Annotated in this window: 21 protein-coding genes and 1 other annotated feature; of the genes, 13 read left to right on the top strand and 8 right to left on the bottom strand. The window is 40.7% G+C overall.

What is annotated here, in order from left to right; genetic code table 11:
• Positions 1 to 97: 97 nt before the first annotated feature.
• The 7 genes from LCD34_RS04490 (at position 98) to ccpA (ending at position 8,692) form a co-directional block, all read left to right on the top strand.
• On the top strand, positions 98 to 2,854 hold the full coding sequence (locus tag LCD34_RS04490) for a DNA translocase FtsK (protein WP_318010717.1): 2,757 nt from the start codon (positions 98 to 100) through the stop codon (positions 2,852 to 2,854).
• A 302-nt stretch (positions 2,855 to 3,156) separates the two neighbouring features.
• The gene (murC, locus tag LCD34_RS04485; protein ID WP_008343047.1) at positions 3,157 to 4,455 is read left to right on the top strand and encodes a UDP-N-acetylmuramate--L-alanine ligase; all 1,299 of its coding nucleotides are present in this window, start codon (positions 3,157 to 3,159) and stop codon (positions 4,453 to 4,455) included.
• Between the two features lie 223 nt (positions 4,456 to 4,678).
• Complete coding sequence (locus LCD34_RS04480; RefSeq protein ID WP_008343048.1) at positions 4,679 to 5,095, top strand: DUF948 domain-containing protein; 417 nt, start codon at positions 4,679 to 4,681, stop codon at positions 5,093 to 5,095.
• A gap of 29 nt (positions 5,096 to 5,124) precedes the next feature.
• On the top strand, positions 5,125 to 5,595 hold the full coding sequence (locus tag LCD34_RS04475; protein WP_007501807.1) for a YtxH domain-containing protein: 471 nt from the start codon (positions 5,125 to 5,127) through the stop codon (positions 5,593 to 5,595).
• 30 nt (positions 5,596 to 5,625) lie between these two features.
• On the top strand, positions 5,626 to 5,949 hold the full coding sequence (ytxJ, locus tag LCD34_RS04470; protein ID WP_224558580.1) for a bacillithiol system redox-active protein YtxJ: 324 nt from the start codon (positions 5,626 to 5,628) through the stop codon (positions 5,947 to 5,949).
• A 214-nt stretch (positions 5,950 to 6,163) separates the two neighbouring features.
• The gene (locus tag LCD34_RS04465) at positions 6,164 to 7,240 is read left to right on the top strand and encodes a bifunctional 3-deoxy-7-phosphoheptulonate synthase/chorismate mutase (RefSeq protein ID WP_017358315.1); all 1,077 of its coding nucleotides are present in this window, start codon (positions 6,164 to 6,166) and stop codon (positions 7,238 to 7,240) included.
• 450 nt (positions 7,241 to 7,690) lie between these two features.
• Positions 7,691 to 8,692: a catabolite control protein A gene (gene ccpA / locus LCD34_RS04460; RefSeq protein WP_224558579.1), complete on the top strand. Its 1,002-nt coding sequence runs from the start codon at positions 7,691 to 7,693 to the stop codon at positions 8,690 to 8,692.
• A gap of 43 nt (positions 8,693 to 8,735) precedes the next feature.
• On the opposite strand, the gene LCD34_RS04455 is transcribed toward ccpA, so the two are convergent.
• Genes LCD34_RS04455 through LCD34_RS04445 form a run of 3 tightly spaced genes read right to left on the bottom strand, consistent with a single transcriptional unit; the run spans position 8,736 to position 11,205 of the window.
• A complete protein-coding gene (locus tag LCD34_RS04455; RefSeq protein ID WP_024718705.1) occupies positions 8,736 to 9,896 on the bottom strand; it encodes an acetoin utilization protein AcuC in 1,161 nt (386 codons plus the stop codon).
• Positions 9,893 to 10,534 carry a CBS and ACT domain-containing protein gene (locus LCD34_RS04450; protein ID WP_171465672.1) on the bottom strand — a complete coding sequence of 214 codons (642 nt, stop codon included), beginning with the start codon at positions 10,532 to 10,534 and terminating at the stop codon, positions 9,893 to 9,895. The genes LCD34_RS04455 and LCD34_RS04450 overlap by 4 nt, the downstream gene beginning before the upstream one ends.
• Positions 10,535 to 10,572: 38 nt before the next feature.
• Complete coding sequence (locus tag LCD34_RS04445; RefSeq protein WP_008343062.1) at positions 10,573 to 11,205, bottom strand: GNAT family N-acetyltransferase; 633 nt, start codon at positions 11,203 to 11,205, stop codon at positions 10,573 to 10,575.
• A 155-nt stretch (positions 11,206 to 11,360) separates the two neighbouring features.
• Here LCD34_RS04445 and acsA point away from each other — a divergent pair, with 155 nt between their 5' ends.
• Positions 11,361 to 13,085 (top strand): acetate--CoA ligase, encoded by a 1,725-nt coding sequence (gene acsA / locus LCD34_RS04440; protein WP_113747090.1) that lies wholly within the window; start codon positions 11,361 to 11,363, stop codon positions 13,083 to 13,085.
• A 59-nt stretch (positions 13,086 to 13,144) separates the two neighbouring features.
• Positions 13,145 to 13,380 (top strand) — a binding site (T-box leader).
• Between the two features lie 53 nt (positions 13,381 to 13,433).
• Positions 13,434 to 14,702 (top strand): tyrosine--tRNA ligase, encoded by a 1,269-nt coding sequence (tyrS, locus tag LCD34_RS04435; RefSeq protein WP_025207805.1) that lies wholly within the window; start codon positions 13,434 to 13,436, stop codon positions 14,700 to 14,702.
• Positions 14,703 to 14,830: 128 nt separating this feature from the next.
• Here tyrS and LCD34_RS04430 read toward each other — a convergent pair whose 3' ends face one another.
• On the bottom strand, positions 14,831 to 15,172 hold the full coding sequence (locus LCD34_RS04430) for an antibiotic biosynthesis monooxygenase family protein (RefSeq protein WP_017358308.1): 342 nt from the start codon (positions 15,170 to 15,172) through the stop codon (positions 14,831 to 14,833).
• Positions 15,173 to 15,443: 271 nt separating this feature from the next.
• On the opposite strand from LCD34_RS04430, the gene LCD34_RS04425 reads away from it, so the two are divergent.
• The 3 genes from LCD34_RS04425 (at position 15,444) to LCD34_RS04415 (ending at position 17,948) form a co-directional block, all read left to right on the top strand.
• A complete protein-coding gene (locus LCD34_RS04425) occupies positions 15,444 to 16,022 on the top strand; it encodes an esterase/lipase family protein (protein ID WP_373368006.1) in 579 nt (192 codons plus the stop codon).
• A 416-nt stretch (positions 16,023 to 16,438) separates the two neighbouring features.
• Positions 16,439 to 16,987 (top strand): hypothetical protein, encoded by a 549-nt coding sequence (locus LCD34_RS04420; protein WP_163116459.1) that lies wholly within the window; start codon positions 16,439 to 16,441, stop codon positions 16,985 to 16,987.
• Between the two features lie 361 nt (positions 16,988 to 17,348).
• Positions 17,349 to 17,948, top strand: a complete 600-nt coding sequence (locus tag LCD34_RS04415; protein WP_224558578.1) for a cysteine hydrolase family protein — start codon at positions 17,349 to 17,351, stop codon at positions 17,946 to 17,948.
• 8 nt (positions 17,949 to 17,956) lie between these two features.
• On the opposite strand, the gene LCD34_RS04410 is transcribed toward LCD34_RS04415, so the two are convergent.
• The 3 genes from LCD34_RS04410 to LCD34_RS04400 form a co-directional block, all read right to left on the bottom strand.
• Positions 17,957 to 18,517 (bottom strand): hypothetical protein, encoded by a 561-nt coding sequence (locus LCD34_RS04410; protein ID WP_008343075.1) that lies wholly within the window; start codon positions 18,515 to 18,517, stop codon positions 17,957 to 17,959.
• A gap of 236 nt (positions 18,518 to 18,753) precedes the next feature.
• Positions 18,754 to 19,356 (bottom strand): 30S ribosomal protein S4, encoded by a 603-nt coding sequence (rpsD, locus tag LCD34_RS04405; protein ID WP_007501777.1) that lies wholly within the window; start codon positions 19,354 to 19,356, stop codon positions 18,754 to 18,756.
• Between the two features lie 310 nt (positions 19,357 to 19,666).
• A complete protein-coding gene (locus tag LCD34_RS04400; RefSeq protein WP_041092574.1) occupies positions 19,667 to 20,167 on the bottom strand; it encodes a GAF domain-containing protein in 501 nt (166 codons plus the stop codon).
• A gap of 126 nt (positions 20,168 to 20,293) precedes the next feature.
• Between LCD34_RS04400 and refZ the strand changes: the two genes are divergently transcribed.
• Complete coding sequence (gene refZ, locus LCD34_RS04395; RefSeq protein ID WP_008343081.1) at positions 20,294 to 20,959, top strand: forespore capture DNA-binding protein RefZ; 666 nt, start codon at positions 20,294 to 20,296, stop codon at positions 20,957 to 20,959.
• Here refZ and hisJ read toward each other — a convergent pair.
• Entirely contained in the window at positions 20,929 to 21,744 is an 816-nt protein-coding gene (gene hisJ, locus LCD34_RS04390; protein ID WP_046344221.1) for a histidinol-phosphatase HisJ, read from the bottom strand. The two genes, refZ and hisJ, sit on opposite strands and share 31 nt — an antisense overlap.
• Between the last annotated feature and the right edge of the window lie 144 nt (positions 21,745 to 21,888).

Here is a 21,888-nt window from a genome sequence, read left to right as displayed (position 1 = left end):
GCAAAGTGTAGCACTTTTCTCGCTTTTCTGCATGAAAAAGCAATGGTATACTAAAAATCGCCCAAGAAAACGTAAGGGGAGTTAAAGTGAGTGATAAATGATGAGTTGGTTAGATAAATTTTTTAGTGTATTTTTAGGAGAAGAAAAAAAAGAAGAAAAAGCTGAGAGGCCTGAAACAGGTCCGATTGCACCAAAGCAGCCAGCTGTTGAACAGCATAAAGAATATAAAAAAGTTGAAGATACGAAAGTGTATTATGAATATCCAAAAGGCAATTTCCGCTTTCCTCTCGTTCCAGATGAACCTGCACGTGAGGCAGCAAAGCAGCAAGAAAGAAGGCGCACGCGGCCAAGTCAGCCAAAGGCAAAGCAGACGACCTATCAGCCAAAACAAACGGTGCAGCCTGATCTCAATAAAAAGCCTTTTAAACCAGAGCAAATCCCTTCACCCATCTATGGCTACCACCAGGATATGCGTCCAAAACATGCAGCAGCCAAAGAAGACACATCTTCTGTCAAAATGAAATCCGCAGAAGAAACGTCACAGCGTGTCACACTGTTATCAGAAGAAGCAGAGCGTGAACGGAATGTAAGACAGCAAATGAACATCCCGTCTATACGAAAAGAACAACGGTTGGAAGACATGATGTCAGCCCAAACAGAAGAACAAGTAGAGAAGCAACCTGTCACGACGCCGTTTACTTTGCAAGAGGAACTCGCTTATCAAGATCATGTTCAATCAACGATGGAACGTTTATATGACGAGCCTTTCAGTGAGACAGAGGATCAAGATCAAGCTTTGTCACAGACCAAAGACGATCGGGAAGCATTCTTACATATGGAGCAAGCTGAAGCATCTAAAGAGCCTCTAGAGATGGAGCAAGAACAGGCAGTCACCGTTGAACAAGAAGAGCCGATGATTCCGCTTGAAGATGATGCTGAGAAAAAAGAGAGCTTTACATTTGAAACAGCTGAAAGCGCATCACCAGCACTCGACATGGAGATAGAAAGCCCAGTAGAAGAAACTGCGGTGCTGGAAGAGAAGAACATAGAGGCTATGGAAGAAACAACAGAGGCTGCATGGATAGAAGAAAGTCAAGCAGACGTGTCAGCGGCAGCATTTGAACATGAAGAACCGGTGATCATACAGGATTCGCAAGATGATGATTCTATGCCGGAAGAAGAAATAACAGATGATGAAGTCATGCCAGTTGAAGAAGCATCAGATGAATTCGCTGACTCTGGGCAAGCAGAGATCGCCGCGGATATGGCAGAGCAGCATGAAGAAACGCCCGAAGTAAAACGAGAAGCACCGAATCGTGAAGAACCAAAACCGTCTTCTCCACAGCCAAAGCGCTCAAGCGGTCAAACCTCCACCGTTCCTTTTAACGTCATGATGTTAAAAAGTGATCAGCGCGTGCAAGGACAGAAGAAAACGGCAGATGCACAAGGATATGTATTTCCTAGTTTAGCCCTTTTAGACGTTCCGCCAGCACAAAAAGAAGAGGACGGAACATGGGTGAAAGAACGGGCAGAACTGCTCAATGCCACACTGAAAAACTTCAATGTCAGAGCAAGTGTTGTTCATGTGACGCAAGGTCCTTCTGTTACAAGATTTGAAGTGCATCCTGAACCAGGCGTGAAAGTGAACAAAATTACAAACCTGTCAGATGATATCAAACTCAGTTTGTCTGCAAAAGATATTCGAATCGAAGCGCCGATTCCTGGGAAGAACACGATTGGAATCGAAGTGCCGAACCTTCACAGTAAAATGGTTTTCTTGAGAGAAATGATCAGAAGCAGTGCCTTTAGAGACAATCCATCTCCATTAACGGCGGCGCTCGGATTGGATATTTCCGGTCAGCCCGTTGTGGTTGATTTGCAAAAAATGCCGCACGGCTTAATTGCTGGAGCAACAGGTTCAGGGAAAAGTGTCTGTATTAATACCATTCTCGTGAGCCTGATGTTTAAAGCCTCACCTGATGAAGTGAAAATGCTGTTAATCGACCCTAAAATGGTCGAACTCGCGCCGTATAATCACATTCCGCATCTTGTGAGCCCAGTTATTACTGATGCCAAGACAGCAACAGCTGCCCTGAAATGGGTAGTAGATGAAATGGAAAGACGCTACGAACTGTTTGCACACTCTGGTGTGAGAGAAATCAAACGATTTAACGAACTGGTGAAAGAAAAACAAATGGGTGAAAAACTGCCATATCTCGTCGTTGTCATCGATGAGCTGGCTGATTTAATGATGGTCGCACCAAATGAAGTCGAAGAAAGCATTTGCCGAATTGCCCAAAAAGCAAGAGCATGCGGGATTCACTTACTCATTGCGACGCAAAGACCTTCTGTTGATGTCATTACAGGCCTCATTAAAGCAAACATCCCAACAAGAATTGCTTTCTCTGTTTCAAGCCAAGTGGATTCAAGAACCATCATTGATATGGCAGGTGCTGAAAAGCTTCTCGGAAAAGGAGACATGCTGTTCTTAGAAAATGGCTCTGGCAAACCGACAAGGTTACAAGGGAACTTTGTATCAGATCGAGAGATTGATGAAGTGGTAGCGCATGTGAGAAAACAGCGCAAACCTGTGTTCCTTTTTGAACAGGAAGAATTGATGCTCCAAGGCTCTGCCATTACAGACGAAGATGAATTGTTTATGGACGCATGCAGATTTGCCATCGAGCAAAATAGTGCAAGTACATCCAGTTTGCAAAGAAGGTTTAGAATTGGCTACAATCGAGCAGCGAGATTGATTGATATGATGGAACGTGAAGGGATGATCTCTGGTGCAAAAGGTAGTAAGCCAAGAGAGGTCCTCATGACACTGAGTGACTTAGAACAATTGATCTAAACAAACCACTTCATTTTTTTGATAAACATGGTATGATAGCACATAGGTGCAATTTTTGAATTGGACGCTTTTCGCATGCCTGTCTGAACGCTTTTTAATGAAAATGAGCGAAAGCAGGTGTTAGAAATGGGAAAGTTGTCGGATACTAATCATAGTTAATATTGATTAGAATAGGAAGATCGGAAAAAAATCTTTATTTGGAGCTGCGATTTGTGATCAGCTAGAGACAAAAATCACAAGTTGCAAATTGAAATGAGCGTCATATACTGTAAGTCAGATAGACGTTTGTTGGAGGTACAATTATGACTGTTTATCATTTTGTTGGAATAAAAGGGACAGGTATGAGTCCACTGGCCCAAATTCTTCATGATACTGGGTATACTGTCCAAGGATCGGATATCGAAAAACATATCTTTACACAAAAAGCATTAGAAGAACGAAATATTAAAATTCTTCCATTTGACCCAGATAATATTCAGCCAGGGATGACGGTGATTGCAGGAAATGCATTCCCAGATACACACCCTGAGATTGAGCGTGCTCTTTCTGAAGGGATTCCTGTTATTCGTTATCATAAATTTCTTGGAGAATACATGGATTCATTCACAAACGTTGCAATTACTGGTGCTCATGGTAAAACATCGACAACAGGTCTGCTTGCACATGTGATGCAAGCGGCAAAACCAACTTCCTACTTAATCGGTGATGGATCTGGAATGGGGAAAGAAAACAGCGAGTATTTTGTATTTGAAGCGTGCGAATACCGCAGACATTTCCTCAGCTACCATCCAGATTATGCGATCATGACCAATATTGATTTTGATCACCCTGATTATTTCACGGATATTGATGACGTGTTCGATGCGTTTCAAAACATGGCACTTCAAGTGAAAAAAGCTATCATCGCTTGCGGTGATGACGAGCATCTTCTCAAGATCCAAGCAAAAGTACCTGTTGTGTACTACGGATTCAATGAAGAAAATGATTTCCAAGCACGAAATGTTGTGAAAAACACAGAAGGCACCACATTTGATGTATTTGTACGTAATACGTTTTATGATACCTTCTACATTCCTGCTTACGGAAACCACAATGTCCTTAACTCATTAGCGGTCATTGCATTATGCCACTATGAGGCCATTGATGTAGAGCTCATCAAAGGTGCTTTAACGACATTTGGCGGTGTGAAACGACGCTTTAATGAAAAAGTAGTCGGTGAACAAGTCTTAATTGACGATTATGCGCACCATCCGACTGAAATTGAAGTCACGATCGAAGCAGCTCGCCAGAAGTATCCAGACCGTGATATTGTAGCAGTCTTCCAGCCGCACACTTTCACTCGTACACAGCAATTTTTAAGTGAATTTGCAGACAGTCTGAAAAAAGCAGACTATGTATACCTCTGTGATATTTTCGGTTCAGCTCGTGAAAACATTGGGAAACTAAGCATTGAAGATTTGCGGGAAAAAATTCCGCAAGCCCAATTGATTGAAGAAGAAGAGACATCTGTGCTAAAAGCACATGAAAATGCGATCTTGGTCTTTATGGGGGCAGGAGATATTCAAAAGTATCTTCGTGCTTATGAGAAAGTCGCAGTATAATTGCCTGTCAAAAAGTGCCGATTCAATCGGCACTTTTTTATTTTGAATAAAATGTGACAAAGGGGCTAAATGTGACAAGATGTGCCGCTTTTTTTCGTTCGCTGTGGACAGGAATTGGCGAATAAGTGTAGAATTATTATTCAATCGGTCATTCTAGGCGATGTTTGAATGATACAACGAGAGGGTATTGAATTGAATATGCCCGCAGCAAAGGAGGTATCAGATGATTATTATTCTCTATTTAAGCGTTGCACTCATCGCAATTGCTTTCCTCATTCTTGTCATCTACTTGTCCAAAACATTGAAATCCTTACAGCTGACATTAAAGAATGTCGCATCAACTTTAGAAGGTCTTGAAGGACAGATGCAAGGCATCACCACAGAGACAGCACAGTTGCTACATAAGACCAATCAGCTTGCTGAAGATATTCAAGACAAATCGGCAAAACTTAACACAGTTGTGGATGCGGTGCAGGGAATTGGCGGCTCGATCAACCAATTTAATACAAGCATAAAGCAGGCAGCTGGTGCGGTTACTTCATCCGTTGAACGAAATCAAGAGAAAGTCACGGATGTGGTAAGCTGGAGTAACGCAGCACTTGAAATCTATAAAAAATGGAAACAGCGTAAACAACAATAATCAACCATTTTCGCATAGGAGGAATAATCATGAGCAAAGACGGAATCAATAGCAAAGACTTTTTGATCGGAACACTTATCGGTGGCATTATCGGTGCAACAACGGCATTATTTTTAGCACCAAAGTCAGGGAAAGAGCTTCGCGATGATTTGAACACCCAAGCGAATGCCCTAAAAGAAAAAACAGATCGTCTTACAACAGATGCAAAGGAAAAAGGCACTGAATATGTGACGATTGCGAAAGACAAAACATCTGAATTGTCTCAGCTCGTAGCAGAGCAGTCAAACCAGATTTTAGACAAAGTAAAAGACATAAAAGATCGTACAGCTGGAAAAGCTAAACAAGTAAAAAGCGAAGCAGAAGATGCTGCAGCAAATATTGCAAATGAAGCTTCAGATGTAGCAGATGAAGCAAAAGTAAGAGCACAAGAAGCAAAAGCAGACATTGAAGACGGCATCAAAGATGTCAAAGAAAAAGTAGAACAATCTACGAAAGGCTAACTCGCTGCTTAAGTTAGGAAGGAGCACATCATGTCTAAACAACTCATAGAAACAGAAGAACAGTTTGATCAACTAACAAATCAAGACGGAACCTTTGTCTTTTTTAAGCACAGTTTGACATGTCCAATCAGCCAAGCTGCTTTTCAAGAGTTTGAAGCGTTTGCGTCAGAACATCAGGATGTTCCTGCTTATTTCTTGCAAATTCAAAACACAAGAGAGCTTTCATCCTATGTGACTGAAAAGTCAGGGATCAAGCACGAAAGCCCGCAGGCACTCATCTTTAGCGGTGGCAAAGTAAAGTGGCATGCTTCTCACTCAAGCATTACAAAAGAAGCGCTTGAACATAACATGTAGAAAAACGTCAGCGATTGCTGACGTTTTTTTTATAAAAAAGGTTTACTTGTATCAAAAGTATGCTATAATCTTACACATAATACTTTATCGCTTAAAAGCGTTTGGGTAATAAAGAATTTTTTCGTGACAATTCCGAAATCTTTGTTTATAATAAACCCTATTATAAGAGATCAAAAATAAAAAGCGAGAGCGGGCAGAGGAAAGGATGACAAAAATGAGCAACAATGAATTGGAACAATTGAGACAGCAAGCAGATGAACTAAATCTTCAAATCTTAAAACTGATCAATGAAAGAGGAAACATTGTAAAAGAAATTGGAAAGGCAAAAGAAGCGCAAGGTGTCAACCGTTATGACCCTGTCAGAGAGCGCACAATGCTAAATCAAATTCTTGAAGAAAATGATGGCCCATTTGAAAATTCAACGATTCAACATATTTTCAAAGAAATTTTCAAAGCAGGTTTAGAGCTTCAAGAAGATGACCACAGCAAAGCACTTCTTGTTTCTCGTAAGAAAAAACCTGAAAATACAATTGTAAATATCAATGGAGAAGCGATCGGTGACGGAAAACAACGTTTCATCGTTGGACCATGTGCCGTTGAAAGCTACGAGCAAGTTGCAGAAGTAGCGGCAGCAGCGAAACAGCAGGGACTAAAACTTCTTCGTGGCGGCGCATTTAAGCCTCGCACAAGTCCATACGACTTCCAAGGACTTGGCGTAGACGGTCTAAAAATTCTAAAACGTGTAGCAGATGAATACGGTCTTGCAGTTATTAGTGAAATCGTGAATCCTGCTCATATTGAAGAAGCGATTGAGCATATCGATGTCATCCAAATTGGAGCACGTAACATGCAGAACTTCGAGCTTTTAAAAGAAGCTGGATCAGTGAACAAACCAGTTCTTTTAAAACGCGGTCTAGCAGCAACAATTTCAGAATTCATCAATGCAGCTGAATACATCATCGCACAAGGAAATGACCAAATCATCCTTTGCGAGCGAGGCATCCGCACATACGAAACAGCCACAAGAAATACACTAGATATCTCGGCTGTGCCAATCTTGAAACAAGAGACACATTTACCAGTCTTTGTTGACGTGACACACTCAACAGGACGCAGAGATCTACTTCTTCCAACAGCTAAAGCAGCTCTTGCGATTGGAGCAGACGGTGTGATGGCAGAAGTGCATCCAGATCCATCTGTTGCCCTATCTGACTCAGCGCAGCAAATGGACATTCCACAATTCGAAAAATGGTTAGATGCGTTAAGACCACTTGTCAACATTCACGCATAATCATAAATAGAAAAGCCGCCGGATGACAGCCCGGCGGTTTTTTCATGAAAAAATACGATTAAGATTGGCAATGAAAGGAAGAGAGCACATTGCAAGCTAAAAATATGCTTGTTCACAATGTTTTCATTTTTAAAATTCGATAGAATCTGCTAAGATCATTGTCATAGCTGACGTTCGCGACGATTTTTGGTGAAATATGATTCAATTTACAGGTAACAAGCTCATTAAAGTTTGTTTAATTTAGTTATAAAAAGAAAGGGAACGTTTTCATATGAAGAAAAAACGTGTATAATTTCATAAAAGAATGTCATTTTGATGTAGATTGAAAAATTATGTGTCTCTTTTCATCGTTTTAATGACAAATAGGATATTATTTTCCTCGTATCTGACATGTCTCTATCCAATTGGTGAATGCTATAGATATGAAGTGTATTTGAAGGAGTGATTTATGTGAATAATGTTACAATATATGATGTAGCAAGAGAAGCAAACGTAAGTATGGCAACGGTATCACGCGTTGTTAATGGTAATCCAAACGTAAAACCAACAACAAGAAAAAAGGTGCTTGAAGCAATTGATCGTCTCGGCTACCGTCCGAACGCAGTCGCACGAGGCCTTGCAAGTAAAAAAACCACAACAGTTGGGGTCATCATCCCTGATATTTCAAGTATCTTCTATTCAGAGCTTGCACGAGGAATTGAAGATATTGCGACGATGTACAAGTACAACATTATTTTGAGCAACTCAGACCAAAATACTGATAAAGAACTTCATTTGTTAAACACAATGCTTGGCAAACAAGTAGATGGAATCGTTTTTATGGGCGGAAACATTACAGATGTGCATGTGGAAGAATTTAAGCGCTCTCCTGTACCAATTGTACTTGCTGCATCTGTCGAAGAGCAGGCACAAACACCATCAGTCAACATTAACTATGAACAAGCCATTTATGATTCAGTTCAGCTATTAGTTGAAAAAGGACATAAACGAATTGCGTTTGTATCTGGACCAATGTCAGAACCAATTAACTCTATGAAAAAGCTTGCTGGTTATAAGCGTGCGCTTGAAGAAGCTGGTATCGCGTTTGACGAAGCGCTTGTTGCTGAAGGAGACTACTCATATGACTCTGGTATTGAAGCGCTCGCTAATCTGCTTGAGCAATCTGACAAGCCGACGGCTGTGATTGCAGCGACTGACGAAATGGCGCTAGGTGTCATTCATGGAGCGCAGGACAGAGGCGTATCAATTCCTGAAGATTTAGAAGTGATTGGCTTTGATAACACAAGACTATCCCTCATGGTGCGCCCTCAATTGACAACAGTTGTTCAGCCGACTTACGATATTGGCGCTGTTGCGATGAGACTTTTGACAAAGCTCATGAACAAAGAACAAGTAGAAGATCAAATTGTTGAATTACCACATAGAATTGAAGAAAGACAATCGACGAAATAAAAAAGAAAGCAGGCTCACTTGATCAGTGGACGCCTGCTTTTTTTTATGCCTTTTTCTTTTCTCGTCTAACAGGCATGAGTGCTTTTTCTACCGTTTGCGCATTTTTTTCTGTAATTTCTGCTCTTCTTGGAATCGGTGGATATAAATCGTCAGGATCTAGCCATGTGGATGGAAGCGGAACAGGAGATTGTTTTTCCCATGCCCGAATCCATTCCTGAGGAAGCGCATCTGGTGGTGTAATGCCTTTCATCTCAAGCCAAATGCGGCTCCATGCTCTTGGGACGACACGCCAAATATCATAGCCGCCTCCGCCCACAGCGATCCATTTTCCATCACAATATTGATGCGCCAGCTCATGGGCAATTCTAGGAATTTCCTCATATATTTTCATGGTAGCAGATAGATGCGTCAAAGGGTCATAATAGTGGGCATCTGCTCCATTTTGCGTCAAAATGACATCTGGTTTAAAAAAAGCAGCAATCTCTGTCACTGCTGTTCGATAGGCTTCTAAAAATGATTCGTCTTCTGTAAATGCGTCAAGCGGGATATTATATGCATAGCCATAGCCTTTATCATGACCCCTTTCCTGTACTTGTCCAGTTCCAGGGAACAAATAGCGCCCTGTTTCATGAATGGAAACAGTACATACCTCTGGATCATCATAGAAGCTAAACTGTACACCATCGCCATGATGAGCATCGGTATCAATATATAAAATTCTAGCGCCATATGTCTTTTGAATATACTGAATGGCCACAGAGCTGTCATTATAAATACAAAAGCCAGAAGCACGCCCTTTAAATCCATGGTGAAGCCCGCCACCAAGATTGAGCGCATGCTGCGAATGTCCAAGCATCACTTGATCAACCGCTGTTAATGTTCCGCCAACAAGGAGAGAAGCAGCCTCATGCATCCCTGCAAACATCGGGGTGTCCTCAGTGCCAAGACCATAACGTTCCCCCTCTGCAGTGGACAGTTTTCCTTCACTTGCCCTCTGTACTGCTTGAATGTAGTCTGCTGTATGGACAAGCTTTAATTCCTCCAGCGTCGCCATACGAGGTGCGACAATCTCATCATCCGTTAACGCCTTCATTTTTTGAAGAAGATCATAAGTTAAGTAGACGCGAAGCTGATTGAAGGGATGATCTTGATGAAACTGGTACGTTTGAAAAGATGGTGAAAAAACAAAGGTCGCTTCCTTCATTTGATCGTCTGCTCCATAGGCCATAGCACCTTATAGCCTTTTGCACGAATTAGCTTCGTCACATGATCAGCATGCATCGTTTGAAGGCGGAAGACGAGCACTTTAGAGGCTTCATTGGCATGTGGGTACACAAGTACACTCAGCATTTGAATATGCTGCTCTTTTAAAATGGACGTAATGTCTGCAAGACCCTCTGTCACTTGCGCTACTTCAACCTCTAAATGTGATCCAGGCTGATCTGCACCTGTTAGTCTTACAAACGTACGAAGTAAATCTGTTTTTGTGATGATCCCTACAAGCTTGCCGCGTCTCACAACGGGAAGACAGCCAATTCCGTGTTCAAAAAAGACACTTGAAATCTCCTCAACGAAATCAAGCGGATGAGCGGTAATCGTCTCTAGCACCATGATGTCTTCAACCGGCCGCTGAATAAAAAGCTGCCTTTTCTCTGTTTCAAAAATACTTGGACTGGCATTTTTAATATCCCGATCTGTCACCATCCCAATGACAGATCCCTGCTCAGATACGATGGGAATATGCCGAATGTGATGTGCACTCATTTTTTGAATGGCTTCTTCAATCGTATCGGTTTTGCGCAGCGTGATCACATCACGTTCCATAATTTGTTCAATCATCATGTTTACCAATCCCCTTTGCCAAAAAAACGAATTGAACGTTAATACATAAAGCGCTGATGGAAGCGAAGACGATCGAAACGCTCGATCGAATCAGGACTTACATTTTTTCCGATCCGTGCCATTAAACAATTGGCTGGATGTGAGCTAATCTCTGGCTCGTCTGTTGCAAACCAGACAAGACCGCCGGCGTTCATCATTTTCTCCATCATTTTGCGGTACTCCCACACGTTTTTCTTCGTCCCCTTTAAATCCCAATGCCAGTAATATTCAGTTGTAATGATAATGTAATTCTCCATTTGCTCATCCATCATGCTCACATCCAGTAAATGCTTGCCAAGTGAACAGCCTCTGAATGGAGGAGCGACTTCAATGGCACCGAGCTCAATTAAATTGTCCATGTTGCCTTCTGACCAGCGTTCAAGCGGATCAGGGTACAAATACGTGACATAGCCTACGACAAGCTCATCCACCCTAGCAATGATAATACGTCCTTCAGGAAGATCTGCTATTTCAACAAGTGCTTGTTTCTGTTCCTCAGGCGTGCGAAATGCCGTTAGTCCTTCATGAAACGTATAGTTCGCCAGCTCTGATGCAGGTACCGGTCCTTCAATCAGGATGGTGCCTGTTTCTCTCGTAATTGTTTTTGAATAATAAGTTTTAGGATGCTCCACGTATCCACCGCCTCAAATTCTAGTGAGTCGTCTCTATTTTATCTTAAATCTGACAATAATTAAAACGGTTTCATCAGAAGTTTTTTAAAAATTGAGAAAAAAAGTCATCTATACTATAATGGTCATTGTAAACGTATGCAAAGGGGGACTGTTTGATGAAAGTGGAAACGCTACCATCAGTAAAAGGGGACTATCATTTAAATGATTATGAGCAAGCATACAAGGAATTTTCATGGGAGGAAGCGAGAAAAAATTTCTCTTGGTATGAAACAGGAAAAGTAAATGCAGCTTATGAAGCGATTGACAGACATGCGGACTCGTTTCGTAAAAACAAGGTGGCGCTTCACTACAAAGATTCACAGCGGGATGAAAAGTATACGTTCAGGGATATGAAAATCAAGACAAACAAAGCAGGAAATCTATTAAGAGAACAGGCACATGTGCAAAAAGGGGATCGCGTGTTTATCTTTATGCCAAGATCACCTGAGCTCTATTTTCTACTGCTTGGTGCTGTCAAAATTGGTGCGATCGTCGGTCCGTTATTTGAGGCATTTATGGAAGGTGCCGTCAAAGATCGTTTAGAAAATAGTGAGGCAAAAGTGATTGTGACAACGCCTGATCTGCTTGAGCGGATTCCGTTTGCAGAACTTCCAAAGCTTGAATCCGTCATCATTGTCGGTGGTGAAAAAGAGGATGCAGATGGTGTGCGGACAATTCACTTTGAAGAAGCATTTGAGCAGGCAGCGAAGGAACTTGAAATTGAGTGGATGGATGAAAAAGATGGATACCTGCTTCATTACACGTCAGGGTCCACTGGTACGCCAAAAGGTGTGCTCCATGTTCATGGCGCAATGGTGCAGCAAGGCCAGACGGGTAAATGGGTACTTGATTTGAAAGAAGAAGATGTCTACTGGTGTACAGCTGATCCAGGCTGGGTAACAGGAACGGTGTACGGTATTTTTTCTCCGTGGCTGAATGGAGCGACGAATGTCATTTTAGGCGGCCGGTTCAACCCTGATACGTGGTACGAAACCATTGAATCGCTTGGTGTGACCGTTTGGTACAGTGCACCGACAGCCTTCAGAATGTTGATGGGAGCAGGAGACGATCTCATTCAAAAATATGATCTCAGCTCACTCCGTCATGTGTTAAGTGTAGGAGAGCCACTTAATCCAGAAGTGATCCGCTGGGGAGACGCTGTATTCGGTAAACGAATTCATGACACTTGGTGGATGACAGAAACAGGTGCACAACTGATTTGTAACTATCCATGCATGGATATCAAACCAGGGTCAATGGGGAAACCAATTCCAGGCGTTGAAGCTGCGATTGTAGATAATGCCGGAAATGAACTTCCGCCATACCGGATGGGGAACCTTGCCATCAAAAAAGGTTGGCCGTCTATGATGCATACGATCTGGAACAATCCTGAAAAATATGAATCTTACTTTATGCCGGGAGATTGGTATGTTTCAGGAGATTCTGCTTATATGGATGAAGACGGATACTTCTGGTTCCAGGGACGTGTCGACGATGTCATCATGACGTCAGGAGAGCGGGTCGGTCCATTTGAGGTAGAAAGTAAACTGGTGGAACATCCGGCCATTGCAGAGGCTGGTGTCATCGGAAAACCAGATCCTGTGCGCGGTGAAATTATTAAAGCATTTATAGCGCTTAGAAGCGGATACGAACCGTCTGATGACCTGAAAGAAGAAATTCGTACGTTTGTGAAAAAAGGACTCGCTGCACATGCAGCACCGAGAGAAATTGAGTTTAAAGACAAACTGCCAAAAACACGCAGCGGTAAAATTATGAGACGTGTGCTAAAAGCGTGGGAATTGAATTTACCTGCTGGCGATCTCTCGACAATGGAAGATTAATCACTTCCGTCAGTTGACTTGATATCAAAAGTATGTTAAAAATGACTTTAGTTGAATATGAAAAGGTTTTGACTGAGATTCAGTAGAATCATCTTTCCCTGTCCAAGAGAGCTGACGGCTGGTGCGAGTCAGTACAAAGAGATATTCGAATTACCCTCACGAACCGCTTTTACGAAAAGGAGCATATGCTATCTGATTAGTGAAAGAACGGATCTGTCCGTTATCAGTGTAAGTGAAAAGACGTGTTGTTTTGTCTTTTAAGCAGGGTGGTACCGCGATATATATCGTCCCTTCGTTCATTCGAAGGGGCGTTTTTTATGTTGAATTGTAAAAAAAGGAGATTTGGATATGAGTCAATTGATGGAAGATTTATCGTTCAGAGGATTAATTCAGCAGCAAACAGATGAAGAAGGTTTAACAAAATTATTAGCAGAAGAAAAAATCAAGCTATACTCCGGCTTTGATCCAACAGCTGACAGCTTGCACATTGGTCACTTACTCCCAATTTTAACATTGCGCAGATTCCAAGAAGCAGGTCATCATCCCATTGCACTTGTTGGCGGCGCAACTGGACTGATTGGTGACCCAAGTTTCAAAAAAGCAGAACGTTCACTAAACCCAGCAGAAATCGTCGAACAGTGGTCAGAGAAAATCAAGGGCCAGCTCTCTCAATTCCTTGATTTTGAAGCAGGTGACAACCCAGCTGTTATCGTGAATAACTATGACTGGATCAGTCAAATGAATGTCATCACGTTCCTTCGTGATATTGGAAAGAACTTCGGTGTCAACTTCATGCTCGCAAAAGATATCGTCAGCTCCCGTATTGAAACAGGGATTTCGTACACAGAATTCAGCTACGTGATTCTGCAATCATTAGACTTTTTGAACCTTTACAGAAATGAAAACTGTAAGCTGCAAATCGGCGGAAGTGACCAGTGGGGAAATATCACATCTGGACTTGAGTTGATCCGTAAGTCAGAAGCAGAAGGGGCTAAAGCATTCGGTCTCACCATGCCGCTTGTCACAAAAGCAGACGGCACGAAGTTTGGGAAAACAGAAGGCGGTGCCATCTGGTTAGATAAAGAAAAAACATCACCATATGAATTCTACCAATTCTGGATTAACACAGATGACCGTGATGTCGTGAAATACTTAAAATACTTTACGTTCTTATCAAAAGAAGAGATCGCATCGTACGAAGAAAAAGTGCAAACAGCCCCTGAAAAACGTGAAGCACAGCGCCGTTTGGCAGAAGAAGTCACAACACTTGTGCATGGCCGTGAATCACTAGAACAGGCTGTCAACATCTCAAATGCGCTATTTAAAGGCGAGATCAAATCTCTTACAGCAGAAGAAGTGAAAGTAGGCTTTAAAGATGTGCCATCAATGGAGAAAGACAGTGGAGAAGAATTAACACTTGTTGATGTTCTTGTCGAATCAAAACTGTCTCCATCAAAACGTCAAGCACGTGAAGATATCACAAACGGTGCCGTCTACATCAACGGAGAGAGACAAACCGACAAAGACTATGTCCTTTCAGCTGAAGACCGAATTGAAAACCAATTTACCGTCTTAAGAAGAGGGAAAAAGAAATACTTCCTTGTAACGTATAAATAAATCCTTATGAAACAGTAAGTATCATGAAAAGCACCTCAAATGTTCATATACATTGAGGTGCTTTTCTTTTTTATTCAGAAGTAGGAATTAAGCTTTTACAGAGCGGTTTTCTCTCATTTGTCTGTTTCTTATTCAAGAAGTGAATCTTCGTTTGTATAAGCATGTTCTACCTTACAAATTCGGGTTGTATAGGATTCATACCAATCTTTTTTTCCTTTTTTTTGAACACGCTGATGTGCTGTATGTGCTTTCCATTCTTTAATTGCTGCTAATGAATCCCAATACGATACAGTGATCCCAACACCATGCTCATCTCGTACACTCTCAATTCCAAGAAACCCGTCTAGGTCTTTCGCTAATTGTTCCATTCTTTGAGCAGCAGCAGCGTATTCTTTCTGCTCAACATTCGTTCGTTTTGATGTGAAAATGACTGCATAGTAAGGTGGTGCAGGTGTTTGGGTAAATAGCATCTAGTAGAACCTCCTTTTGTCTATTCACATTATATATGAAAGATAGAGAGGCCCGTAGTCTTTTTGTTTTAATTTCAAAAAGACCATGGTGCTTTTTCATTAGGTATTGTGCTGTGAAATCATCTGATAAATATTACCTTGTTCACTTTTCTGTCATATTTTTCTTGTTTAAAATAGAGACGTATCAGAAAATTAAGGGGGAATGAACATGATCGTTTTAAAGAAAAGGAGTTTGCAAATTCTGATTGCGCTTGCATTAGTGGTTGGATCAATGGCCTTCATCCAGCCGAAAGAAGCCAAAGCGGCTGCGCATAATCCGGTTGTAATGGTACACGGCATGGGCGGTGCGTCTTATAACTTTGCTTCGATCAAACGATACTTGGTATCACAGGGATGGGATCAAAACCAGCTTTTTGCAATCGATTTCATAGACAAAACAGGTAATAACCTGAACAATGGCCCGCGTCTCTCGAGATTCGTCAAAGATGTACTAGCCAAAACGGGCGCCAAAAAAGTAGATATTGTGGCTCATAGTATGGGTGGTGCGAACACGTTATACTATATTAAAAACCTAGACGGCGGAGATAAAATTGAAAACGTCGTCACACTTGGTGGAGCGAACGGGCTCGTTTCACTCAGAGCATTACCAGGCACCGATCCAAACCAAAAAATTCTTTACACATCTGTCTATAGCTCAGCCGATCTCATTGTCGTCAACAGCCTCTCACGCTTGATTGGCGCAAGAAACGTCCTCATCCACGGCGTTGGACATATCGGTCTATTAACCTCAAGCCAAGTCAAAGGCTATGTGAAAGAAGGATTGAATGGCGGAGGACAGAATACGAATTGAATCATGAAAAAAGACAGCGATTTGTGCTGTCTTTTTTATGTTATCTATGAAAAAAAGATTATTTTTTATATTTAATTAATTTAGAAAGAGATTAATGACCTATTCCAGAAAACCGTTATCATTATAATAGTAGGTATTTTAAATAGTGATTAATAACCAGCTGCTTTAAGAGAAAAGATGTGCGAAAACCTCTATAATTGCTTTTTGGTTTAATTGTAGTTTAAGCATATAAATATAAAGTTAACACAATGTAGAATACAACTTTTATCTCAATAATTAATTGGAAAAGGATGTTATAGTGTGTAGATGTTAGGGGGGAAGCTAACGTGATTTTTATGTGCTTCTTTATTAATTGAAGAAGTTCTTTCTTAATTTTACACGAGAAAGTTAAAATACTGTATTTCAAGGGGGATATAATGAGAAACAGAGTATTCTTTAAAAAAACAATTTTTATTATGATAGCATTATTTCTGGGTTTTTCCGTTATTGCATCACCAATTGCAACTGCCAAAACAAACTCAAATGAAAAAAATGTGAATTTACTAGCTAAAGATTTAGAGTTTTTAATGGAGAGAGCTAGTATATATGACCAAAATAATCAATTGATTGGTTTTGATTTTGAGAAATTAAGAGATAGATTTGGAGATAAGAAAGAATTTAAGATTTTAGAAAATGAAATAAAAAAAAGCGGAATTAAGATAGAAAAATCATCAGTTTTAAAGACTCAGGCTGCTAAAGGAACTTGGGGCGATTGTATGATTGATTCATTAAAAGATCATTTTGGTGTGGCAATGATAGAAGTGGCCTTAACTGGTGGCCTTTGGAGCTATCTAGAAAAGAAGGCTTATAAAGAAGCTGCTAAGCTTTTGCTGAAGATTGGAATTGGGGGGAATGTTATCGGTTTAGTAGCTTTCCTTACTTGGTATTCAGCTAAATGCATGGAGGGAAGAGGACCATGGGCATAATAAGTTGATAATCCATCGTCTTAACATAATAGGAGGAAAAAAATGACACAAAAACTAAAGTTATATTTCTTAGGATACTTTTTTTATTTCCCATTATCATTTTACATCATTTATTTCATATGGATGTTTATGGTTAAATCAGCTAAACTATTTGATGTTATTTCTAACAGTACATCAATCATTGGAATTTATTATATAATTGCCAGTGTGTTTTTTGTTATTTTACTTCAAACCAAATTTAAAGATGTTAGATAAAATGAAAATAAAAAGAAGCTAGTAAGGCTGTATATGTCTTCTAGTTTCTTTTTTCAATTTAATAAAAGTATGTACAAATCAACCACCATTCCTTACACTACATTTAATGAACGAGATTCTTTGGAGGTGGGGATTTGTGCAACATCATCAAAAGGCTTTGATTATGGTCGATGTACAGAAAGCATTCGAGCACGAAAAATGGGGAGAACGGAATAACGTAGATGCAGAGAAGAATATCAATCGTCTATTGACGTTTTGGAGAGAAAAAGGCTGGACAGTCATTCATATTCAGCATACATCGGATCAGCCGCACTCCTTATTTCATCCAGCAAATGAAGGGCACTCCTTCAAAGAGGTCACCAAACCGCTAGATGAAGAAACGGTCATACAAAAGAAAGTCAACAGCAGCTTTATAGGTACAAACTTAGAGGAACAACTAAGATCAAACGAGATCGACACTGTTGTGATCGCTGGACTCACAACACCGCACTGCGTATCTACCACAACAAGAATGAGTGGAAACCTAGGCTTTGATACATACCTCATTTCGGATGCGACAGCCGCCTTTGGACTCGCAGATCAAACCGGTACATATTATGACGCAGAAACGATCCATCGCCTCTCACTTGCAACACTGCATGATGAATTTGCGACTGTCCTGACAACAGAGCAGCTCATCACAAATTGGGCAAGCAAAAGCTCCTAGAATCATCTCTAGGAGCTTTTTGCTTGTTCATCCAGCGGCTGTTTTCGTTGTTCAATACTTGAGTATATGAGATCTATTCCAATAAATAAGAAGCTGACAAAGAAAGATAAAATGAGTGTGCCGTGCTCCAAAATGGAGACATTGACTATGTTCATATTAAGGACAAACTTAATTGAGAAATGCACAACGATCCATGAGAGTAGAAATTCAAAGATAAACGTGAACCATTGAGGAAATCTTAGCAAAGAGGAAATTCCTTTACCAATGAATACTAAAAAGATCGACCAAAAAAGAACAATCCCACTGACGAATAGACAGAAGGTCAATAATGAAAGAAATGATGCATAGGTAATATATTCTCCAAAAAGAAAATTCACTCCTAATGAAACAACATAAAGTACAGAACTTGGAATGATGATGACAAAACTAATCGCAAAAAAGATGAGTAAAATGAGGAGAATTTCAGCGATAGCTCCAGGCGCTTCATCGACAACTTTTGTCTTTCTCAAAATCGCATAGATAATAATTGAAAAGAGCATAAGTGCTAACATAAATGAAATAATCGACAAATTGCTTTCCTCCTTAACGTTCTTTACATTATTGTTTTAAGTTGTGAGTTATCCAGTAAATGTAATTGTAAGAGGAAAACGAAAAAGAGTAAAGAGTAATCGGTGTTCTAATTTTCTTGTGTGTAAATTTGTAGCTAGAGAGTATCGTACAAAAGACCAAATAAAAAACCCTAGAAATCCTTGAACAATCAAGGTCTCTAGGGTTTGTTTGATCACTCTCTGAGAGAGTCATGAAATTAACGAGAGTAGAACTCAACGATTAGTTGTTCGCTGATTTCAGGCGCTAATTCAGAACGCTCTGGAAGACGAGTGAAAGTTCCTTCAAGCTTTTCAGCATCGAAAGTAAGGTATTCAGGTACGAAGTTGTTCACTTCAACTGATTCTTTCACAACTGCAAGGTTTTGAGATTTCTCACGAAGAGCAATCGTTTGACCTGGTTTCACAGAGAAAGATGGGATGTCTACACGGCTTCCATCAACAAGGATGTGACCATGGTTTACTAGCTGACGAGCTTGGCGGCGCGTACGAGCAAGGCCAAGACGGTATACTAGGTTGTCAAGGCGAGTTTCAAGAAGGATCATGAAGTTTTCACCTTGTTTACCAGGAAGTTTAGCAGCTCTGTCAAAAAGAGTACGGAATTGACGTTCGTTGACACCGTACATGTGACGAAGCTTTTGCTTCTCTTGTAATTGTAAACCGTATTCAGATAGTTTTTTGCGTTGTCCTGGACCATGTGGGCCTGGAGCGTAAGGGCGTTTTTCAAGTTCCTTACCTGTTCCGCTTAATGAAATGCCTAAACGGCGGGAAATCTTCCAACTTGGACCTGTATAGCGAGCCATAATGTGACTCCTCCTTATTGTTTTTATTTGTGAAAAATAAAAACCGTCTGTTCTTTGTCTTTTCCGTCATTATGTTTTCATGCATCCTCGCTCCAGCAGCAGGGAGTTACAAGATGCACCTCCATATAGAAGGAACAAAATGATACAAAAAAGCCGAACAAAAAGGCTGCCATATTTCACACAAACTCTATTATATGACGCCAGATAGGAGAAGTCAACCTATTTAAAGAGAAGAATGTCAAACGTGGTCGGCATTCATCCGGGAAGAAAGCAAAACAAAAAAGCAGACACATTGTCTGCTTTTCAAGCATCATGACGCATCAGTAGAGGCTGATAACGCATTTTGGAGAACCTCTGTAAATTGAACTAAGTACGTTTCATCCACTTCATTGAAACGATCTTTCACTGGACTGTCAATATCGAGTACCCCAATGATTTGTCCATTTACTTTAAGTGGGATCACAATTTCAGATTGCGATGCTGCATCACATGCAATATGACCAGGGAATGCATGGACATCAGCGATACGCTGTACATCACCTGTCGCAAATGCTGTACCGCAAACCCCTTTTCCAGAAGGAATGCGTACACATGCGGGCAGTCCATTGAATGGACCAAGCACAAGTTCTCCGCCTTTTGCTAAATAAAATCCTGCCCAATTGACTTCAGGAAGCGAGTGATAAAGTAGCGCCGCAGCATTGGCTAGGTTGGCAATGAGATCAGGTTCACCATCCGTAATCGCTTCTACTTGCTTGATGAGTAATTGATAGTCTTTCGATGGATCGCCAGACTGTTTTTCGACATGAAACATGAAAATCTCCTACTTTCTATCTCAAAAATACATAACTTGCGTTTCGCATGTGGGATTTGTCGAGCAATGATTAAAGGAACTTCCGCCTTCACCTTGAAGTATGTACACATGAAGAGGGGTGAGCGGATGAAAACATCAACAACCGTGCAAACAAAAGACCGTATTATTGAAGCTGCCATCAGACTTTTTAACCAAAAAGGATTTTCTGGAACCTCTGTCCGTGAGATTGCGAAGGAAGCAAACGTCAACGTTGCCCATATATCTTATTACTTTCAAGGAAAAGGAGGGCTGCTCGAGCAGCTCGTATCCGATTTTTATGAAGGCTATATTCAGATGATTGAATCGCACATCCAGCACATGGAAACCCGTCATGCAAAAGAATGTTTACTTCATGTGGTTTTTGATATTTTATCTTATCAGCATGAAAATCGTCAATTAACCCGTTTCGTTTATCGAGAAGTGACCATTGATTCAACGCTGATCAGGGAAATCATGTCCACCTATTTAACAAAGGAAAAATACTTGTTTCAGCTCATCATTGAAAAAGGAAAAAGCACCCATGTGATTTGTAAGCAGCTGTCACTCTCATCATTTATGATCCAGCTAAAATCACTTCTGATGATGCCTTATTTGCAGCCGCAATATTTAACAGAGGTGCTTTATATCAACCCAAACGAGCCTTACTTTTATCAAACGTACTATAAGGAACTGAGCCGGTCGCTTCATCATCTGTTAGAACCAAATGAACCCGCACTTGATCCTCACCTGAAACTCATGATGTCTTCAAATTGATCATACGCATACCCGAGATCTTCCGCTTGGTGGGCATCAGACCCGAATATGAGCGGAATTTTTTTCTGTTTTGCAAGATCAATCATCCATTGATCTAAATAGATACTTCTGGCATATGTTTTACGAAGACCTGATGTATTAAAATCTAAGGACATGCCTTTTTTTGCCGTTTCTTCAAGACAAAGGGTGACCCTTTGACATAGTTCTGGCGACATTTCGTATGGAAAAAGTTGTTTGAATTTCTGGACAAGGGTGATATGACCGATTCTCTTTGGCTTATATGGACCTAAAGATGATAGAATAGAAGAATGAATTTGTTCATAGTAGCTTTGATAGACGTGTTCGGTGCTGCCATAGATGCTGATCAGCTGCTTGAAGGCGTGCTCATCAAAATCAAGACAAATATAATCATTGCCAGCAGGAAGAAAGTGAACAGATAAAATGCTATCGTCTAGTTCAGGGCCGTAGCAGTCTAAAAAGGCACTTGTTTCCTCTTCATACTCTTTGATATAGTCGACCTCAAGCCCAGTTTTTACTATTAACTGTCCTTTATATTCCTGTTTCAGCTGATCCAGCTTCGTCAAATAGGCTTCAAGGTCTTGAAGCTTCATGGCGCTATCCTGCTCAGGCGTTGGATCTCGAAACGAAGGAGGCAGCGGGGCATGCTCGGTAAAGGTGATGGAATCAAATCCCTTTTTCATTGCTTTTTCAATATAAGAATGAAAAGGATCAAGCGTACCGTGCGGGCAAAATGGCGTATGTAAATGTGCATCTTGTTTCAACATGTCGTCACCTCTTGTCGATATTTTGAAAAACGTCATGTTTATCAGCGAAAATAATGAAAAATCATGACCAAAAATGCTGGTTACATGGTATCATAATAACAATGAAAACGACAGCTTCCGCATACATAAAAACAGGTTACATCA

Source organism: Bacillus sp. RAR_M1_44 (assembly GCF_020165935.1).
Lineage (GTDB): Bacteria > Bacillota > Bacilli > Bacillales > Bacillaceae > Bacillus > Bacillus altitudinis.
The sequence above is the reverse complement of the archived record's forward strand: the minus strand, read 5'-3'. Positions and strand labels throughout refer to the sequence as shown.

Coding starts and splice junctions, on each gene's coding strand:
- LCD34_RS04455 (WP_024718705.1), bottom strand. CDS start 9,896: ATGAAGGAAGCGACCTTTGTTTTTTCACCATCTTTTCAAACGTACCAG.
- LCD34_RS04480 (WP_008343048.1), top strand. CDS start 4,679: ATGATTATTATTCTCTATTTAAGCGTTGCACTCATCGCAATTGCTTTC.
- LCD34_RS04450 (WP_171465672.1), bottom strand. CDS start 10,534: ATGATGATTGAACAAATTATGGAACGTGATGTGATCACGCTGCGCAAA.
- LCD34_RS04400 (WP_041092574.1), bottom strand. CDS start 20,167: ATGTTTCATGTCGAAAAACAGTCTGGCGATCCATCGAAAGACTATCAA.
- ytxJ (WP_224558580.1), top strand. CDS start 5,626: ATGTCTAAACAACTCATAGAAACAGAAGAACAGTTTGATCAACTAACA.
- LCD34_RS04415 (WP_224558578.1), top strand. CDS start 17,349: ATGAACGAGATTCTTTGGAGGTGGGGATTTGTGCAACATCATCAAAAG.
- LCD34_RS04475 (WP_007501807.1), top strand. CDS start 5,125: ATGAGCAAAGACGGAATCAATAGCAAAGACTTTTTGATCGGAACACTT.
- refZ (WP_008343081.1), top strand. CDS start 20,294: ATGAAAACATCAACAACCGTGCAAACAAAAGACCGTATTATTGAAGCT.
- LCD34_RS04425 (WP_373368006.1), top strand. CDS start 15,444: ATGGCCTTCATCCAGCCGAAAGAAGCCAAAGCGGCTGCGCATAATCCG.
- LCD34_RS04490 (WP_318010717.1), top strand. CDS start 98: ATGATGAGTTGGTTAGATAAATTTTTTAGTGTATTTTTAGGAGAAGAA.
- murC (WP_008343047.1), top strand. CDS start 3,157: ATGACTGTTTATCATTTTGTTGGAATAAAAGGGACAGGTATGAGTCCA.
- LCD34_RS04465 (WP_017358315.1), top strand. CDS start 6,164: ATGAGCAACAATGAATTGGAACAATTGAGACAGCAAGCAGATGAACTA.
- LCD34_RS04420 (WP_163116459.1), top strand. CDS start 16,439: ATGAGAAACAGAGTATTCTTTAAAAAAACAATTTTTATTATGATAGCA.
- acsA (WP_113747090.1), top strand. CDS start 11,361: ATGAAAGTGGAAACGCTACCATCAGTAAAAGGGGACTATCATTTAAAT.
- rpsD (WP_007501777.1), bottom strand. CDS start 19,356: ATGGCTCGCTATACAGGTCCAAGTTGGAAGATTTCCCGCCGTTTAGGC.
- hisJ (WP_046344221.1), bottom strand. CDS start 21,744: ATGTTGAAACAAGATGCACATTTACATACGCCATTTTGCCCGCACGGT.
- LCD34_RS04430 (WP_017358308.1), bottom strand. CDS start 15,172: ATGCTATTTACCCAAACACCTGCACCACCTTACTATGCAGTCATTTTC.
- tyrS (WP_025207805.1), top strand. CDS start 13,434: ATGAGTCAATTGATGGAAGATTTATCGTTCAGAGGATTAATTCAGCAG.